The sequence below is a fragment of the Bacteroidota bacterium genome (assembly GCA_016718825.1).
In the GTDB taxonomy this organism is placed as follows: Bacteria; Bacteroidota; Bacteroidia; order J057; family JADKCL01; genus JADKCL01.
Genome location: JADKCL010000016.1, coordinates 73,188 through 91,604, shown reverse-complemented (window position 1 = coordinate 91,604; position 18,417 = coordinate 73,188). Strand labels below are relative to the sequence as shown.

Below are 18,417 nucleotides of genomic sequence, written 5' to 3'. Positions count from 1 at the left end.
TTCCTTCAAACCAATGGGCGATTTGGACCAATCATAAGGTGAATTTGACCGATGAATGCCGCTTTTGTCGATTCTGACACGTGGATACCGAGATTCGCAGCAACAAAAAACAACAATTCAGATGAATGAACGTCAAACAATCAAGATTTCCAAATTCCTGAGTCTGGTCTTGCGCCATGATCCTCAATCCATTGGGCTGGAACTGGACGAAAATGGCTGGACAGGAGTCCTCAGCTTGATCTCCAAAGTTGGTCCCAAGTTTCCAGGCTTCAACATGGCCATGCTGGAAGAAGTCGTGGCCAACAACAACAAAAAGCGGTTTGCCTTCAACGAAGACAAAACGAAAATCCGGGCCAATCAGGGACATTCCATCAAAGTTGATTTGGACTACGAACCGGTCTTACCACCTGAGATCCTTTATCATGGTACGGTTGGCAGATACTCCAATATCATCGCAAAAGATGGGATCAAAAAAATGAGCCGTCACCATGTGCATCTCAGCAAAGATCTTCAAACGGCAATTGTGGTTGGGACGCGAAGGGGAGAAGCAGTGATTCTCAAAGTCAGGGCCGGAGAAATGCACCGTGCAGGCTACGATTATTTTGTTTCACCCAACGGTGTCTGGCTCACGGATCATGTTCCGCCGCAGTTTATTGACTTTCCTTGATTGCGTGTGGTATCGGACAATTGGTGACGGTATGCTATCCGTACCCAACTTTAGCCCTATGCGTCGAGCAGGGTTTTGACGACAATAAATGTGCCCATCGCCAAGATAAACCAGCCAAAGAACAGTTTGAGTTTTGCCGCAGGTACATGTTTCGATAAACGTGCCCCGACCACGATGCCTACGGCGGCGATCCCGGTGAACGGTAGTAGCAATGGCCAATCAATATGGATGTTGCCAAGTGCGCCACCAAAGCCAATCAGCGATTTGACCGCCATGATGAGCAGCGAAGTGCCCACAGCCTTCTTGATGGGCAGCTTTGCCATGGAAACCAAAATCGGGACGATGATGAATCCTCCGCCTGCACCCACCAATCCCGTCAACATGCCCTCGAGCAGGCCCATCAGCGCAATTTTTGGATACTTAAAATCTTCAGAACCAATATCAAGATTGTCAGGTGTTTGTCTGCTTTTTTTACGAATCATTGACCATGCTGCCAACAACATCATGATCGCAAACAATACCATCAACAACGTGCCGCGGGAGACCTCCGTACCAAACATTCTGAACGCATCGGGTATCCAATTTCGAACAAATGCTTGGTTAAAATAGACAGCAATCATGGATGGAATCCCATATACAAGGGATACTTTCCACGAAAATTGCTTGAGTCTTACGTATTGCACCGCGCCGATTGCGGAGGCCACGCCCACCACAAAAAGCGAATAAGATGGAGCAATGTCGTCTGATACCGACAAGACATAAACCAAAATGGGGACAGTCAGAATCGAGCCACCTCCTCCGAGCATCCCGAGTAGGATGCCCATGATACCTGCCAATACAAATCCGAGAATCAACATGGACTTGGCTTTATTCCTCAGTTTTCATGCACATATAGCAAAGCACGCACAGCGGCATCCAAAAACCAAATGCATGTGATTCAGGTTGCTTTCGGTGTTTCTAGAAAGCAAACGGGACACGCCATCAAACGAATGCCTTCATGGCAATTTGAAGCGGTTCCAAAACCCTTTCGTCCACATCCAAATGCGCCACAAAGCGGATCAATTGACCTCCAAAGTGCACAGCGAGGATGTTGTGGGTTGCAAGGTGCGCGACAAAAATCTTTGGATCAAGGCCGTTTGCGAGTTTGAAAACCACGATGTTGGTATCCGCCGGCAAGACTTCCTCTACATAGGAGGCGGTTGCGACCAATTCCCCCATCTGTTTGGCCAAACGATGATCCTCAACCAAGCGGTCTACATGGTGGTCAAGGGCATAAATGCCCGCAGCGGCAAGAAAACCAGCCTGTCGCATGCCTCCCCCAAAAACCTTGCGGATACGGCGTGCGGCCTTGATGTGCGCATGGCTTCCCAAAAGAAGTGAACCCACGGGGGCACCCAAACCTTTGCTCAGGCAAATTGAAATGGTATCAAAAGCTTTACCGTAAGTCAATGGGCTTTCGCCTTTGGCTATCAATGCATTAAATATCCGTGCGCCATCTAAATGGAGGGCAAGGCCGTTTGCTTGGCAGACTTCCCTGATCTTGAGAATCTCCGCAAAGTCATAACAAGCGCCGCCGCCTCGGTTGCAGGTATTTTCAAGGGAAACCACCTTGGTTAATGGGTAATGGACATCCTCAGGATTGTTGATCCGCGCGGCGACTTGCGCTGCCGTGATGCGCCCACGGTCACCTGCGATCAAGGCAACAGAGATGCCGGCATTAACTGCCAAACCACCACCTTCGTACCGATAGGGATGGGAGTATTCCTCCATGATCGCCTCACAGCCGGGCGTGGTATGCAAGCGAAAGGCAATTTGGTTGGTCATCGTGCCGGAGGGGCAAAACAATGCGGCCTCCATTCCAAACAAATCCGCAGCCTTGGCCTGCAAGGCGTTCACGGTCGGATCTTGTCCAAATACATCGTCTCCCACTTCCGCGGACATCATTGCGGAGAGCATTTCTTTGGTCGGTTTCGTAACCGTGTCGCTACGCAAGTCGATGATTTTCTGAGACATTGATTCCTTTCGTTTATTCCGGAAGCTTGTCCCACCAAGCTTTGTCGTTTTCTGGCTTAAAGGCAACATGGAATTTGGCGTCAAAAACGCCTTCGTCTGCCAATAATTGCAGACCGCCATGGTGAAAACACGTGATGTATTTGCGATTTTTTTGGATATCAGACGTGGTCTCCCCATCGGCCATCGTGGGCAGGAAAGGGAATATTTCGACGCCGTTCACGTATGTGAAATAGTTGGATGTTGTTTCGAATTCGTTGAAAAACTGTCTGAACCCGGGTTCCATCGGCAGGTTGGATCGGCTGCCGTGGGCAACTTCGATGATGCGGTGTATCGCCGTGGTGTCGTTGCTGAAGACGACAAACTCGTCCAGAATGGTGTATTTTGGCTTGTCAAACTTGTTGAAGAGTTTCCCAAAAAAGAGCTTGAAAAAGCCTTTCATTTCGAGGAAGGCAATTTCGTGGCCGAGATATTCATAATTCTCAAATTTGATCGGGGTGCGGTTTTTGATTCGCTTTTCGATCGTTTTGAGGTCATGGGTTGCATTTTCCTTGTCGGGCGCATGGAAAATGGCAACGTAGGCCTGCTGTGTACCTGATTCATTGACGGGAACAAGGCTCATGGCGATTTCTTGACCGATCCAGTCAAAATAATCGACGTCTTTGCCACGCTTTTTCTTTCGCTCAACCTTTTGATCGGTTTTGTCGACGCCCAAAAGGCCACCAATTTGCTTTTTGTACTTTTCGTAGTCGTCGTATCCGTCATCTTCCCGCATGGTGACCGAGATCTGCTCGTAAAACTGGTCGAAGTCCGCAAAGTCGATGGCCATCATGAAGCTCGTGTTGCTCGGAAGCATATTGATGCATCGGATTTCGCTTCCGGGCATCGTCGAGAGCACATTGGGGAGGGATGCGCGTTGCAAATCGACGGTCATATCTCCTGACATCTCGGCAAACTCGTCATGCATTTTCAAGTCAAACGAGGCGAAGTTCATGTTTTCGCTCATGCTGCGAACGGTTCCCGTCACTTCGCCCATGAAAGTGGCCAAGTACTCATCAAGCTGCGAAAAGTTCAGGTGGACTTTGGCGAGGCTTTCTCCGGATTCCGTGCGATAGGCGCGTTTCCTGCAAGCGAGAAATTCGTCGTTGTCAGTATAGAATGGCTTTTTGGCTTGCTCGAATGCATTGGTCATCAATAACTTCGAATAGGAAGCCACCATGACATTGCCTTCGAAGGCGAGAAAAACCTCGTCACTCCCTTCCCCGATTCCGTAGCATTTGTGGCCGTCAATTTCCAGACGGTTCATTTGCAGGCCGGCCGATTTAAGCACACTTTTAAAGATGTCCAGCAAAGCCGAAATCTTGCCTCCTTCCTTCAGATCCATCAAATAGAGGAAGTCGTAGTCTGATTCGGAGATCATTTCGGCGACCACGAGCAGCTTTTTGCCGGAAACGAGTTTGAAAATCTGTTGATTGTCCTTGATCAAAGTATCGAGGTAGTCACAATCGCCCCCGATATCTGAAAAAAGGTCATTCGTTTTCATGTGGCGCCAAATCTTGGTCTTGCTCAATGACTTCCAATTTTCAATCGGATTGTCGGCTTCCACGATAAAAATGGCATCCTTGGGAACGTATTCGTAGATATCGTGTCTGTCAAGCTTGAGAAAATAAAGGTAGCCCGCCAATCCTGCCGCTGCGAACAAAGGCAAAAGCAAGATCCAATGAATCAAGCGCGGTAGCCGCCTCCAAATCAGCGTCAGCAGCAACGTTCCTCCGGCGATTCCGCCGATGATCGGGTAGGAAAGGTCAAGCTCAAGGATAAATTGTGCGACGGCCAATAACCCTAAGGCCAATCCGAGGAAGATCCAACGTGTGATGCCCCCTTTGCGGTTTGTTTTTTTCGCGGTTGGTGTGTCATTCATAAGTTGATTCAGGATGTGGGAGTCAATCGTTTCCCTGTCTCAAAATTGAAAATTTTGGATTTCATAAGGCCCCATTTGCAGAGCCGGTAGGTGATCGAAACCCGAAGGACGCCCATGCCATATTTGCTGCTTCGCCTAAAATTGATTGAGCTTGCCTCTTCAAAATATTTGGTGGGGCATGTAACTTCGCCGATGATGAACCCTGCGTAGGTGATTTGGCCGAGCATCTCATTGTCAAAGACAAAATCATCAGAATTCTCCCCCAAGGGCAATTGCTCCAGAATTTCTTTGGAAAAAGCCCGGTACCCAGTGTGGTATTCTGCGAGCTTTTGCCCCATCAGGATGTTCTGAAATGCTGTCAGGAATCGGTTGGCGATGTACTTGTACATCGGCATTCCGCCTTTCAGGGCACCTTTTCCGAGTATGCGGGAGCCGAGCATCACCGGAAACAAACCGTTTGCAATGGGGTAGACCATTGCTTCCAGAAGTTTTGGTGTATATTGATAGTCAGGGTGTAACATGACTACAATGTCGGCACCGTTTTCCAATGCGGCCGTATAGCAGGTTTTTTGGTTCCCACCGTAACCTTTGTTGACGTCATGGACAATCACCCGGTCAATGCCGAGTTCGCGGGCAAGGGCAGGGGTATTGTCGCGGCTGCGATCATCCACCAAAATTACCTCATCGACGATATCACGGGGAACCTCTTCATAGGTTTTCCTCAAGGTAAGCTCCGCATTGTAGGCGGGCATGACGACAGTGACCTTTTTACCTTTTATCACGAACCAAAATTAACAATGAATCCTGAATAATGAACAAATGCGCTTACGCTTGATGTTTTCAATTTCTTTCAGCCGACTTCCATCTGCAATTCTGCGGCATCGATGCCTGCATTGTTGCACGTGGCAATCAAGCTCGTCGGGTATCCATGCCAGAATCTAACGGCTTTTGGATTGATTCTCAGAATATAATTTTCGATCTCCGATTGACTTGCATGGTCCGAAACCTCCAATCTTCCATTAAGCCAGGCTGATCGAGCTGTATTGTCCCATCCACTTGCAAAAACCTTGTGGTAGAGGCGGTCTCCTGAAAATCCCGTCAGTTTTTTAGGTGGCAGAAGCCAGACGTATTGCCCATGGACCCGCTTGACGTCTTGCCTACGGTAGAGGACGTGTTTTCCGGGATCCATTCCAAAGTCGCGGTAAAGCCGGTGAATCGGCGTAATCGTGCGGTCGACAAAAACGGGGAGATCCGGCCGCAGGTCATGGAGCAAGCGGTTGATTCTCTGGGCCTTGCCGAGCACATAAGTCGCGATTAAGATTGGCCTTTTTCCTGCCTCTTCGATGCAATGCGCCAATGCGGCTTCCGGGGCAGGATGCTGTTCCTTCTCTCCGAATGTACTCTCGCAGATCACCAGATCAACCGGAACATCGGGATATTCAAGTGGCGGGCATGTCGGATTCTGATCAAATCCGATGTCGCCTGAGTAGAGAATCCGTTGGCCGTCAAATTCAAGCAATACTTGGACCGAGCCCAAAATATGCCCAGCATTGAGAAAAGTTACCTTCACAGGTCCGACCTGAAAGGCAATTCCAGTTGGATGTGGGTGGCTCACCTTGGCCGCATTGTTCATGTATCGGAGCCTGCCGATCGCCAAGGTTTCCTCCGTGGCATAAACTTCGTGGCAGTATCGTGGATAGTGGTCAGAATGGGCATGTGACACCACGGCTCGCCCTACCGGTTTGTGGGGATCGACATAAAAGTCACCTGGGACGCAGTAAAGTCCAGCCTCACGGTATTGGAACCATGTTATCATATCCGTTCGAAATGTTGGATGGCAGCTGCGATTTGAGGGGTAAGTGGATGAATGCCATCGTTGTAAATGACAAAATCGGATCGCAGCAACTTTTTTGCATCCGGCCATTGATGTGCCATGCGCGATCGCACTTGCCCTTGATCGGCGTTGTCACGTTTGCCCACGCGCGCGAGACGCAGGCTTATCGGTGCGTAGACTGCCAATACACCATGGCAAGTTTTGTAACTCCCTGCTTCGTAGAGAATTGCAGCTTCCTTCAAAATGAATTTTTTGTCATAAACCGAGGGCAATTCCGCCATCCAACGGCGAAAGTCCTGGCCAACGGCAGGATGAACCAGACCATTGATTTGGGACAGTAGCTGTTGGTCTGCAAAGATGCGCTCCGCCAACTTGGGCCGAATGAGCTTCTCATTCTTATCATAAACATCGTGCCCCACCAAGGCCTTTACCTTTGACATCAGTTCCAAGTCCTCATCATAGAGCGCCTTGGCCCGCTCATCGGCAAAGTAAACTTGGTACCCCAACGCCATCATTGCCCGGGCAACCGTACTCTTGCCAGAACCAATGCCACCTGTCAAGCCGATTTCTTTTATCATTGTTTGATGACCATGATGTATCGCACAAGATTCGGCGCAAACGAGACAAGTTCGGCATCTGATGGCAAGTTGACAATACTTGGAACGACGAGGTTGCTGCGTTCATTCAAGGTTCGGAAATGGACCTCCGCGCCAACAGAGCCTCGGGTAACCGATTCAAACCGATCGAGCGGAAGCAATATTTTGACTTCAACTGAGTCTGGATCCAAATGAACCTGCGTATCCATGGGTGCGCCCACCACCTTGATGGGGAGACGCATGACTTTTTCTGTGTAGGGTAGCGGCGTGTAGGACAGTTTGATGGAGTTCGGTAACAACTGAAGCGGACTCATTGAATCCAAGGGGATGATCAGAAATTGTGGTTCCACGCTGCTTGGCAGCTTGAAACGCACCGTTTTGCATTCCGCAATTTTGTCGAGCGAATCGGTTGGCCCGACGACAAGTACGGAATCTGTATATTGGATGTCGCTGAAGTTGACGCGGTAGGAGGGCGGCAAGTCCCATTCGAGGTCAAGCCTAACGGGAATTTTCTTATTGGACTTGACAGCGAACGAGAGGGAAATCGTATCAGGTGTGGCCGCAACAGCCGTGAGTCCCGGTTGCAAGGCATCGGAAATCAGCTTCAGATTCTTTCCAGCCGTGAAGTAGCCGCGGTCTCTAAAGACATCAAAGTCGATTTTGACCGTGTCTTTGATCGGATCGAGCCCTTGGTAAAAGAGTTTGATGCCCGGTCCCGTGGTAAAAACCTCCATTTCATCTGGAAATTCGCTGAGAAGCTGAAGGTTTTCAGGAAAATTGACAAGCTTGAGGGGAATTGTAAATGCAGTTGTATAGGTCTGTTTGTTGAGTGTTACCAATAACCAAAGGGTGACTGCAAGCACGAATGAAACGCTTACAGCCACCCATTGATATCTTTTCATAGTCTTGGGGCAACCGTTGGTTACGATTGCGGATTACCTACCGCAGGTTGGACTTAACCCTTTTTGGTCTTGTCGTCACCCTCTACCGGAGCGGGCTTCACTGCAGCCTTTTCCATTTTGAGTTTCACGCCGTTGTCGACCTCAATCAAGACAGTTGCACCGTCGATCGAGACAATTTTTCCGTGAATACCACCGATGGTCACAATACGGTCACCTTTCTGAAGGCTTTCCATCATCAATTTTTCAGCTTTCTGCTTTTTTTGCTGTGGCCGAATCATGAAGAAGTAAAACACCACGATGATAACACCGATCATGATGAACATTTCCATACCTGGGCCTTTTGGGGCGTCGGTACCCGGAGCTGCAGCACCGCCAGGAGCGGCTTGCAGTAGGAAGAAAGATAAAAACATTGACATTAAATTAGATTCCTAAAGGATGTGGATCATTCGTTTCCAGTCACTTCGCAATTGAAGCTCAGGATTTTGTTTTTTGGATCCGTGTTTTCAAAGGTAACGGTCACAGATTTTTTCTGAACACCGCGCTTGTCTTTCGAATCAAACTCCACTTTGACAAAACCTTCTGCACCAGGGGCAATTTCATCCTTGCTCCAATCTGGTGTGGTACAGCCGCAAGATGGCTTCACGTTGTTCACTTTCAACGGGTTGCTACCTGTGTTTTTGAACTTGAACACGTGCTCGACTTTGTCGCCTTCGGCTACTTCGCCAAAGTTGTGGGACTCTTCCATGAATTCGACAGATGTCAAAGGCATGTTGGAGACCGGCTCGGCAGTCGTCGCATTTGGATCGGTTGTGGCTGCAGGCTCGCTGCCAGCCGTTTTTGTGCTGTCGGTACCTTCTCCGGCAGTCGTTCCAGATTTTTCGCAAGACATCACGCCGACCAGCATGAGTGCGCTAAACAGAAAAATTCCAACTTTTTTCATAATTACAATCACTAATCGATGTGGTTAATAATTCAAATTTTTAACTCCGCTAAATTAATACAGCATTCTCAAAAAAGAAACCTGTACCTAAGAATTTAGTTGTAGTGTCCATCCAAAAGCCGAATCAATTGGCTATCAGAGCCTTTTGATGATTTCGGCGGTAAATCCAGTGGTGGTATTCTTGCCTCCAAGGTCACCGGTCACCAATTCCTTGTGGGAAAGGGTTTCCATCAGCGCATTTTCAATGCGGTCGGCAACTTCATTTTGGCTCAAATGACGCAACATCATAATACCTGATTGCAATAACGCAGTCGGGTTCGCTTTGTTTTGACCTGCAATGTCGGGAGCAGATCCATGCACGGCCTCAAAGACTGCATATTCTGAACCGATGTTTGCCCCGGGAACCAATCCCAAACCGCCGACAAGGCCGGCTACAAGGTCAGAAAGAATGTCGCCAAACAGGTTGGTGGTAGCCACCACATCATACCATTCAGGATTTTTGACCAACTGCATGCACATGTTGTCAATAATCTTTTCTTCGCATTGAATGTCTGGGTACTCCTTTGCAACCTCCAAACCAGTCTTCAGAAACAATCCTGAGCTGAGTTTCAAGATATTGGCCTTGTGTACAAGCGTCACCTTTTTGCGACCGTGTTTGCGGGCATATTCAAAGGCAGCACGCACCAAACGCTCGGAACCTACGCGTGAAATCCTGTTGATCGAATCTGCGACCTCGAGCTTTTCATCATAGTATTCAAGACCGCAGTAAAGACCTTCGGTGTTTTCACGGAAAGTCACGAGGTCCACATTCTGAAATCTGGAGTCGACGCCTGGGACACTTTTTCCTGGACGCACGTTGGCATAGAGGTCAAGTTTCTGACGCAGGGTCACATTGACACTTTTGAAACCTTTGCCAACTGGAGTGGTGCAAGGGCCCTTGAGTGCAACCTTGTTTTGCTTGATCGATGCGATCAGCGTGTCAGGAATCAATGCTCCATGCGTTTCCAGCACAGATTCACCTGCATTGTGCTCGTCCCAAGTAATGGGAGCGCCTGCAGCGGCGAATATGGATTTAACGGATTCAGTAATTTCCGGACCAATCCCGTCTCCTGGGATCAGAGTAACAGCAATTTTCATGATGGGAGAAGAATCAAGTGTTGTCGTTGTCGTTTTTGCGAATGCGTGGCCTTTTCTTGGGCCCTGACTGATCGCCCGAATCTGGCGATAGCTTTTCATCGTTCACTGGGCGCTGTACCGGTGGCTGCTTTGGGCCATCCTCCGGCGTAGGCTTTTGTTGCACACGTGGCGGACCGTCTTGACGTGGCGGGCCTTGGAACCTCGGTCCGTTGGTTGGACCTTGGCCAAATCCACCGGGCCGACGTTTGGGCAAAGTCTCTTCAATCAAGCCGCGACCAGATTTTTGAATCTTGTCTGATTGCTTGAATTGAATATAGAGGCTGTCCAAAATGCCGTTGATGAATTTCGAACTTTTGGGTGTGCTGAACTTCTTGGCGATCTCCAAGTATTCGTTGATGGTGACTTTGATCGGAATTTCTTCAAAATGGGTCATTTCACTGATCCCCATTTGCATCAAAATCCGGTCGATGAGCGCGATACGCTCCAATTCCCAATTCTCAGCCTTGCTTTGGATGAGTTGGTCATAGGCTTCGCCATTTTCGATGGTGTCGTAAAACAGCTCCATCAAAAGGCGTGCATCGCCTTTGTCACCTTTGCGGCGTTCAAAATCGCGAATCTCGTCAGAGAATTCCTTCAAATTAATGTCAAAGGTGAGTGCCGGCTCGTCGCCCGTGCAGTACCATGCATAGATGGCTTGCATCACCTTAATTCTGATTTGCCTTCTTGAGATCATCGCGATGAGATACGCTTTTACAATGAACGAATATTGAAAGAACTAATTTAAAAATCAAATGAAGTGGCTCAAACGGGCTACTGCATCGATGCGCTGTTGCGCCAGGGCAATAGATGCCTTGGACGTAGTGATATCATGTTGATCGGCATAGTCGTAGCAACGCAGGGTCGTTGCATAGATACCTTCAGCACGTGCCATGGCACGGTTGCGGTCATAGCCTTCGAGTTCGGTGTACACGTTGATCAAACCACCTGCATTGATCAGGAAGTCCGGTGCCCAGAGAATGCCGCGTGCTCTGAGTGCCTCGCCATCCGTCGTTTCATTTTTGAGCTGATTGTTGGCGCCACCTGCTACAATGCTGCAACGCAGCTGCGGAATGGTATTTTCATTCAAAATCGCACCCAGCGCATTCGGAGAGAAGATATCGGCATCCATGGAATAGACATCGTCTGCTGAAATAGCCTTCACGCCAAATTTGTCCACGACAGCTTTGAGTTTGTCGTCATAAATATCGTAGCCATAGATGATGGCTCCGTCTTTTTGCAACAGTTCGCAAAGGTAGTAACCGACGTTGCCGGTACCTTGAACGACGACTTTTTTGCCCGCAAGGCTGTCATTGCCCGTCAATTTCTTGAGGGAGGCCTTCATTCCAAGGTAGGTGCCATAGGCTGTGACCGGGGAGGGATCGCCGCTGCCGCCCATGCTCATCGGCAAACCGGTGACGTGGTCGGTGCTCATTTTGATGTACTCCATGTCGCGGGTGTTGGTACCCACGTCCTCGGCGGTGATGTATTTGCCATTGAGGTTTTCGACAAACATTCCAAACCTGCGCATAAAAGCCTCTGACTTGAGGTTTCCGCGTGGGTCGCCGATGATGACTGCCTTGCCACCACCGAGGTTGAGCCCGGAAATGGCAGCTTTGTAGCTCATGCCACGTGAAAGCCGCAAAACATCATTGAGTGCGTCGAGGTCACTGGCATAGGTCCACATACGTGTACCGCCGAGCGCAGGGCCGAGCGATGTGTTGTGAATGCCAATGATTGCCTTGAGTCCCAGCTCATTGTCACTGCAGAATAGAACCTGCTCGTGACCGAGGTCAGACATCGTGCCAAATACTTTTTGCTCCATTTGAGCGGTAGCCTGAAGATTTTTTACTTCCAACATGACTTTCTAAATAAGTAGTCCAGCCTTTTTACGGCGGTGCAAAGTTAGAATTACGAATTGAGAATTGCGAAGCAATCGTGCAAGCAATGAAAAAAAAGACGTTGTCGGCGTTGGAAAGCGATGTAAGAAAGTGAAAGATTGGCCGCCAATCGATAAGGTTCCCTGTTGCGTCGTTGTAAACTGGCAGCTCAAAGACAAAATCTGTGTCAATCTGTGAGTCAATGCCCACCGTGAATAGGGAAATGGAAGTATTGCCTTGTTTGGCTGTCAGGATTCTCTCAGTGAATTCGACGGACACTGATAAATATCATTTTTGCATTTGGCGGACAATTCCTCACGAATTGGCTCGTGAATCTAATCTGAGATGCAAAAAAACTGGATTAAAGGTCATAGTCGGATTACAGTATCCTTTTTGAGTTCTCTGAGGATGTCTTCGACGTCCATTTCCTGAACGACGATCAGATCGCGGACGAAGCCCGCAGGTTTTCCAAATCGTTTTTCGAGTGCCTCACCGTTGCGTGCCTGGACTACATGGCTTTCGATCTTCTCGTACATCTCAACAATCAGGTCTCGCGCTCGTGCATCGTCGATCTTCTTCCAATTTTTGATTGGTTTCAGCGTCAAAATTTGAATGAAGTCCTCTGTGCTTTGATAAGAAGGATATGAATCCAATTGAAAAGGAGTTACTTCTTTGTTGGTGACAGCAGAGAGCCGGGCAACAGCATTTTCTAGGTCCATTTCCCCGTTTTCGTAGGCTTCGATGATTTTCGCAACTTCTTCCCGCATGACTTGAATCTGCTTTGAATGGAAAAATAGCGCGCTAGAGACGATTTCACAACTTGTAAATCCACTATCGTACCATGGCGACATTGGAAATCAAGACACCATTCCTTTATTTGCAGCTTCCTAAAGATCACACGACAAATGGCTGACGAGGCGGCACTTTCACAACTATTGGAGGCATTGAGGAAAGTGAATTCCGGTGATTATGACGCCAGGATTTTTCTTGAAAGTGCTGATCCACAAATTGATGCCATTGCAACCGAAGTCAATCATCTAGCCGAAACCCTTCAACGGAGGGAGTCCGCTGCGAGAGAAAGATCGACTGATTTTCTGGAAAAGGTGCTCAATCACATTCCCATTGACATCGCGATTTTTGATCAGGACTTCAAATATGCCTTTCTCAACCATAGCGCTGTAAAGGACGAGAAGTTGCGGAAATGGATGATTGGCCACAACGAATTTGAATACTGCGCGCACAGAGGCCTCGATCCCAGAATCGCGGAAAATCGGTACGTTTTATATCAAGGTGTGCTTGCCAAAGGCGAAATGGTTTCCTTCAGGGAAGACCTGACCAACGCAAAGGGCGAAAAACGTGCATTTCTGCGCACCTTGTGCCCCATTTATCGCGCAGATGGTTCGATGGACCTCATGCTTGGCTGCGGCATTGAAATCACTTCGTTGGCGGAAACTGAATCTGCACTGCGGATCAAAAACTCAGAACTCGACAAAACCAATACAGAACTCGACCACTTTGTCTACCGTGCTTCCCACGAAATGCGCGGTCCGGTGACATCCCTGTTGGGTCTGCATTCACTTGCTGCGGCGGAGGACAATTCGCCGGCGACAGCAATGTATTTGGAGCTCATGGAGAAATCAGCCGTGAAGCTCGATACCTTCATCCGGGAGATCAGCGATTATAGCATCAATGCGCGCACAGAATTGTCCAAGGCCAAGGTTGACATTTCAGAAATTGTGACGCAAACGACGGAGGACTTGCATTATCTTGATCCCGAAAACGTTGTTCAAGTAAATCTTCGGGTGGTCCAAAGCTGCGAATGGATTTCGGATCCGATCAGGATAAAAATGCTGATCCATCACCTGCTTTCCAATTCGATCAAATACAGAGACCCTCAAAAGATTGCCTGTCGGGCTGGAATTGAGGTTAATGTGACGCCAAGGCAAATCCTCATTGAAGTTTCGGACAATGGCAAGGGGATTCGTGCCGAGCACCGGGAGCGTCTTTTTGATATGTTTTTCCGGGCTACACATGATGCATTCGGTTCAGGATTAGGTCTTTATATTGTAGCGGAAGTTTTGCAGAAGTTGGGTGGAAGCGTTGCGCTTGAAAGTGAGGTGGGGCAGGGGACGACCTTCAAGCTGACGCTTCCCAATCACATTGGTCTGGTCGAATGACGCGGTGAATCCACGCTTGTCTCACATTCGGAGGTAAAATATCAATTTCGTGCTTTCATTTCACGCTCCTTTTAGTATTATCCACTAACTTTGCACTCCGAATTTTAGAATTTTACCATGAGTCAGATTTCGATCACCCTGCCCGACGGAAGTCAACGTCAGTACGAAGCAGGAGTCACCGGCGCCGACATCGCCAAGAGTATTTCAGAAGGACTTCTTCGCAAGACCATCTCCGCCGTGGTGGACGGCGACATCTGGGACTTGAGCCGTCCGATTACAAAGGACAGCGCGGTCAAGTTTGCTACATGGGACGATTCGGAGGGACAATACACATTCTGGCATTCCTCGGCGCACATCATGGCCGAGGCTTTGGAGGTGCATTATCCAGGCATCAAACTCGCCTATGGCCCTCCGATCAAGGAAGGCTTTTATTACGACATTGACTTTGGGAAGTATTCCTTTGGCAGCGATGACTTTGCCAAGGTGGAGAAAACCTTCATGGAGCTTGCCCGCGAAGGGGAGGTGTTTACCCGCAAAGAGGTCACCAAGCAGTTTGCGGTAGATTATTACCGTGAAAAAGGCAACGAATACAAGGTCGAATTGATCGAGCGTCTTGCTGACGACGACACAATTACCTTCTACGAAAGCGGCAAGTTTGTCGATTTGTGCAAAGGTCCTCACGTGCCTACGAGCAAGATCATCAAGGCGGTAAAGCTCACCAAGATGTCGGGCGCTTACTTTTTGGGCGACGAAACCCGCCCGCAGCTCACGCGCATCTACGGCATCACTTTCCCTAAGGCGAGCGACCTTGAGGAATACAACACGCGCATGGAAATGGCCAAGGCGCGTGACCACCGCAAGTTGGGCAAGGAGATGGAAATCTTTGCCTTCAGCGAATTGGTCGGCATGGGGCTGCCTTTGTGGCTACCCAACGGGGCCATGTTGCGCCACCGGTTGGAGGATTTTCTGAAGCGCAAGCAAGCAGAGGCAGGCTATTTGCCTGTTATCACGCCCAACATTGGCAAGAAAGATCTGTATGTGACCTCCGGTCACTGGGATAAATATGGCAAGGATAGCTTTCAGCCGATCCACACCCCACACGAGGGCGAGGAATACATGCTGAAGCCGATGAATTGCCCGCATCACTGCGAGATTTACAAGACCAAGCCGCGTAGCTACAAGGACCTCCCTATTCGCTTTGCCGAATTTGGTACGGTCTATCGCTACGAGCAGCATGGAGAGTTGCATGGACTCACCCGCGTACGTGGCTTCACCCAGGACGATGCCCACTTGTTTTGCCGTCCCGATCAGTTGAAGGATGAATTCAAGAAGGTGATCGACTTGGTGTTGTATATTTTTTCGACGCTGGAATTCAACGATTTCAGTGCGCAGATCAGCTTGCGCGATCCCAAGAACAAGACCAAGTACATTGGTTCGGATGAGTTGTGGGAAAAGGCTGAGACCGCGATTATCGAGGCATCGGCTGAAAAGGGCCTGAAAACAATTCAAGTCGAAGGCGAGGCTGCATTTTACGGCCCGAAGTTGGATTTCATGATCACCGACGCCTTGGGTCGCCCTTGGCAATTGGGTACGATCCAGGTCGACTACAACCTGCCGGAGCGCTTTGGTTTGGAGTATGTAGGCGCTGACAATCAGATGCATCGGCCGGTGATGATTCACCGTGCACCGTTTGGCTCGATGGAGCGTTTTGTGGCGGTATTGTTGGAACACACGGGCGGGGAGCTTCCGATTTGGCTTGCAACGGAGCAGGTTGCGATCCTCCCAATCAGCGAACGTTTCAATAATTATGCGGAAAAAGTTTTGCAAGAACTAAAAAAGTTGGATATTCGGGCCGTTCTTGATGAACGCGGTGAAAAAGTGGGTCGTAAGATTCGCGACGCTGAAGTCAGGAAAGTGCCTTATATGGTTGTGTTGGGCGAAAAGGAGGAAGAAAGCCATCTTTTAGCGGTGAGAAAACACAAACATGGGGATATTGGACAGATGTCGGCCGAGGCTTTTGCAGCCATGATTGCCGATGATGTCAAGAGGTCATTGAAGTTGAATTAAATTTTTCTAAGAATATCGCAAGAGAAAGTGGCCCCATGGCGGGTAGATCTCGGCGCAAAAGATTGCACCGGATCAACAATGAGATTGCAGTTCCCGAGGTAAGGATCGTTGGGGGCGAAACGGAAGAAGAAAACGGTGTGATGAACACCCGTAAGGCCTTGCTCTTGGCTGAGTCAAGGTCTATGGATTTGGTCGAAATCAACGCCGCGCAAGATCCTCCGATCTGTCGTATCATTGAATACACCAAGTTCAAGTACGAGCAGAGCAAGCGTGAGAAGGAGAAGAAAAAGAAGCAGCACATTGTCGAGATGAAGGAGATCCGTTTCGGACCCAACACCGACTCGCACGACTTCAATTTCAAACTCAATCACGCTAGGAAGTTCTTGGAAGAGGGCAACAAGGTGAAAGCCTTTGTCCATTTCCGTGGCCGCTCGATCGTCTATACCGACCGTGGCAAGGTTCTCTTGTTGGAGTTTGCAGATGAGCTTTCCGATATCGGAAAAGTTGAGATGCTCCCCAAGTTGGAAGGCAAGCGGATGTATATCATCCTCACGCCCAAGGCTGGGTTACCAAAACCGAAATAATTTTGTATCAATACATTTAGTTATGCCCAAAGTAAAAACCAATCGTGCAGCGGCCAAGAGGTTTAAAGTTACCGCATCGGGCGAGTTGAAGCGTGCGCACGCATTCGCAAATCACATTTTGACCAAAAAGTCAAAAAAGCGGAAGCGTAACCTGCAGAAACTCACGATGGTACACCCCTCGGACGCAGGAAGGATGAAAAACCTTCTCGGTTTGTAAAATTTTCAACAAAAATTGGTGACTGGAGTACCCCCGAGAGCATCCAGGATTTAAACATCCTAATGCCACTTCAAGAGCCGCAAAAAAAAGACTATGCCACGTAGTGTAAACGCAGTCGCCTCCAAGCAACGGAGGAAAAAAATCCTGAAGATGGCCAAGGGCTACTTCGGACGTAAAAAGAATGTTTGGACGGTAGCCAAGAATCAGGTCGAAAAAGGCTTGGTGTTTGCTTACCGTGACCGCAAAGCCAAGAAGCGTAGCTTCCGCGGCTTGTGGATCGCAAGGATCAACGCAGGTGCCCGTGCCCACGGCTTGAGCTACAGCGTTTTGATGGGAAGCCTCTCCAAAAAAGGAATCGAATTGAACCGTAAGGTTCTTGCCGACCTCGCAATGAACCACGCCGATGCCTTCAAGGCTGTCGTGGATGCAGCAAAGAGCTGATTCCTTAGGAATGAATACAAAACATGGCCTTTCTCCTAAACGGGGAAAGGCCTTGTTCTTTTTCAAGCCTAACTGTATGCGCAGATAGGGCTGCAGACGCCGGTCCAATGGTTTTGGCGGTTGGCTCCGGATCGTGGGATCCTAATGGAAGCTAAGCTGTGCGTATTCTGATTTGCTGAAGCGAGGATATGGTATGATCTTTGATACTTGCTATTTTTGAACTTGAAAACATGAAACGTAGATGAAAAAGTACCTTTTAATTCTTTTTGCAATCATCACACTCAGTTGGATGAGCTGCGATACCTTGACTTCGATCCAAAATTCAATCAACACGCCCGCCGCACTTACCGATAGCGAGATCATCGCTGGTCTTAAGCAGGCACTTGAGGTTGGAACCGGCAATGCCGTGGGAATATTGAATAAAACCGATGGGTACATGGGCGATGCCATGGTGAAAATACTTTTTCCTCAGGAGGCACAGCGCGCTGCAGACAAGCTGCGTCAACTTGGAATGAACAAGTTGGTCGACGATTTTGTCGTAACGCTCAACCGTTCTGCTGAAAAGGCTGCTGCAGAGGCCAAACCGATTTTTGTGGATGCAGTGAAGCAAATGACATTCGCAGATGCGCGCAACATCCTCAGCGGTCCAGACAATGCAGCAACGGAGTACTTCAAAGGGAAAACAACACCTGCATTGACTTCGAAGTTTACACCTGTGATTTCCAATGCATTGAATACTTGCAATGCGACCAAATACTGGACGGACATCACTTCAACCTACAACAAGATTCCACTGGTGACCAAAGTCGAGACCGATTTGGTCAAGTATACCACGGGCAAGGCGCTTGATGGCTTATTCTTGAAGTTGGCAGGGGAGGAGAAGAAAATTCGGACGAACCCTGCGGCAAGGGTCACTGATTTGCTGCAAAAGGTTTTTGGATCTGTAGGAAAATAAGGAAGACGTTTGCAGGCTTCCATGACGTGTTTGAATGCAGGTGACCTGCATTC

20 protein-coding genes are annotated in these 18,417 nt (G+C 48.8%); 7 read left to right on the top strand and 13 right to left on the bottom strand.

Going from position 1 to position 18,417, the window contains the following annotated elements; translation table 11 throughout:
• Positions 1-121: 121 nt before the first annotated feature.
• Complete coding sequence (locus IPN95_18640; GenBank protein MBK9451386.1) at positions 122-667, top strand: RNA 2'-phosphotransferase; 546 nt, start codon at positions 122-124, stop codon at positions 665-667.
• Positions 668-723: 56 nt separating this feature from the next.
• On the opposite strand, the gene IPN95_18635 is transcribed toward IPN95_18640, so the two are convergent.
• The 13 genes from IPN95_18635 to IPN95_18575 all read right to left on the bottom strand — a co-directional run bounded on the left by IPN95_18635 (position 724) and on the right by IPN95_18575 (position 12,690).
• Entirely contained in the window at positions 724-1,524 is an 801-nt protein-coding gene (locus IPN95_18635) for a sulfite exporter TauE/SafE family protein (GenBank protein MBK9451385.1), read from the bottom strand.
• 124 nt (positions 1,525-1,648) lie between these two features.
• On the bottom strand, positions 1,649-2,680 hold the full coding sequence (locus IPN95_18630) for a threonine aldolase (GenBank protein MBK9451384.1): 1,032 nt from the start codon (positions 2,678-2,680) through the stop codon (positions 1,649-1,651).
• Between the two features lie 13 nt (positions 2,681-2,693).
• The gene (locus tag IPN95_18625) at positions 2,694-4,598 is read right to left on the bottom strand and encodes a DUF3352 domain-containing protein (protein MBK9451383.1); all 1,905 of its coding nucleotides are present in this window, start codon (positions 4,596-4,598) and stop codon (positions 2,694-2,696) included.
• An 8-nt stretch (positions 4,599-4,606) separates the two neighbouring features.
• A complete protein-coding gene (locus IPN95_18620; GenBank protein MBK9451382.1) occupies positions 4,607-5,380 on the bottom strand; it encodes a glycosyltransferase family 2 protein in 774 nt (257 codons plus the stop codon).
• Positions 5,381-5,448: 68 nt separating this feature from the next.
• Positions 5,449-6,414 (bottom strand): hypothetical protein, encoded by a 966-nt coding sequence (locus IPN95_18615; GenBank protein ID MBK9451381.1) that lies wholly within the window; start codon positions 6,412-6,414, stop codon positions 5,449-5,451.
• Complete coding sequence (locus IPN95_18610; GenBank protein MBK9451380.1) at positions 6,411-7,010, bottom strand: dephospho-CoA kinase; 600 nt, start codon at positions 7,008-7,010, stop codon at positions 6,411-6,413. The genes IPN95_18615 and IPN95_18610 overlap by 4 nt, the downstream gene beginning before the upstream one ends.
• Positions 7,007-7,930: a hypothetical protein gene (locus tag IPN95_18605; protein MBK9451379.1), complete on the bottom strand. Its 924-nt coding sequence runs from the start codon at positions 7,928-7,930 to the stop codon at positions 7,007-7,009. The genes IPN95_18610 and IPN95_18605 overlap by 4 nt, the downstream gene beginning before the upstream one ends.
• A gap of 53 nt (positions 7,931-7,983) precedes the next feature.
• Positions 7,984-8,259, bottom strand: coding sequence for a preprotein translocase subunit YajC (gene yajC, locus IPN95_18600; GenBank protein MBK9451378.1), 276 nt, complete (start codon positions 8,257-8,259; stop codon positions 7,984-7,986).
• 113 nt (positions 8,260-8,372) lie between these two features.
• A complete protein-coding gene (locus tag IPN95_18595) occupies positions 8,373-8,870 on the bottom strand; it encodes a DUF1573 domain-containing protein (GenBank protein ID MBK9451377.1) in 498 nt (165 codons plus the stop codon).
• 135 nt (positions 8,871-9,005) lie between these two features.
• Positions 9,006-10,007 (bottom strand): NAD-dependent isocitrate dehydrogenase, encoded by a 1,002-nt coding sequence (locus tag IPN95_18590; protein ID MBK9451376.1) that lies wholly within the window; start codon positions 10,005-10,007, stop codon positions 9,006-9,008.
• A gap of 13 nt (positions 10,008-10,020) precedes the next feature.
• On the bottom strand, positions 10,021-10,740 hold the full coding sequence (nusB, locus tag IPN95_18585; protein MBK9451375.1) for a transcription antitermination factor NusB: 720 nt from the start codon (positions 10,738-10,740) through the stop codon (positions 10,021-10,023).
• A gap of 54 nt (positions 10,741-10,794) precedes the next feature.
• Positions 10,795-11,904: a Glu/Leu/Phe/Val dehydrogenase gene (locus tag IPN95_18580; GenBank protein ID MBK9451374.1), complete on the bottom strand. Its 1,110-nt coding sequence runs from the start codon at positions 11,902-11,904 to the stop codon at positions 10,795-10,797.
• Positions 11,905-12,291: 387 nt separating this feature from the next.
• A complete protein-coding gene (locus tag IPN95_18575; protein ID MBK9451373.1) occupies positions 12,292-12,690 on the bottom strand; it encodes a hypothetical protein in 399 nt (132 codons plus the stop codon).
• A 138-nt stretch (positions 12,691-12,828) separates the two neighbouring features.
• Between IPN95_18575 and IPN95_18570 the strand changes: the two genes are divergently transcribed.
• The 6 genes from IPN95_18570 to IPN95_18545 all read left to right on the top strand — a co-directional run bounded on the left by IPN95_18570 (position 12,829) and on the right by IPN95_18545 (position 18,364).
• Positions 12,829-14,100: a HAMP domain-containing histidine kinase gene (locus tag IPN95_18570; protein ID MBK9451372.1), complete on the top strand. Its 1,272-nt coding sequence runs from the start codon at positions 12,829-12,831 to the stop codon at positions 14,098-14,100.
• Between the two features lie 117 nt (positions 14,101-14,217).
• Positions 14,218-16,167, top strand: a complete 1,950-nt coding sequence (gene thrS / locus IPN95_18565) for a threonine--tRNA ligase (protein MBK9451371.1) — start codon at positions 14,218-14,220, stop codon at positions 16,165-16,167.
• 35 nt (positions 16,168-16,202) lie between these two features.
• Positions 16,203-16,751 carry a translation initiation factor IF-3 gene (locus IPN95_18560; protein MBK9451370.1) on the top strand — a complete coding sequence of 183 codons (549 nt, stop codon included), beginning with the start codon at positions 16,203-16,205 and terminating at the stop codon, positions 16,749-16,751.
• 22 nt (positions 16,752-16,773) lie between these two features.
• Complete coding sequence (rpmI, locus tag IPN95_18555) at positions 16,774-16,968, top strand: 50S ribosomal protein L35 (GenBank protein MBK9451369.1); 195 nt, start codon at positions 16,774-16,776, stop codon at positions 16,966-16,968.
• Positions 16,969-17,061: 93 nt separating this feature from the next.
• A complete protein-coding gene (gene rplT, locus IPN95_18550; GenBank protein ID MBK9451368.1) occupies positions 17,062-17,409 on the top strand; it encodes a 50S ribosomal protein L20 in 348 nt (115 codons plus the stop codon).
• Between the two features lie 241 nt (positions 17,410-17,650).
• Positions 17,651-18,364, top strand: coding sequence for a DUF4197 domain-containing protein (locus IPN95_18545; protein MBK9451367.1), 714 nt, complete (start codon positions 17,651-17,653; stop codon positions 18,362-18,364).
• The last annotated feature ends 53 nt before the right edge of the window (positions 18,365-18,417 follow it).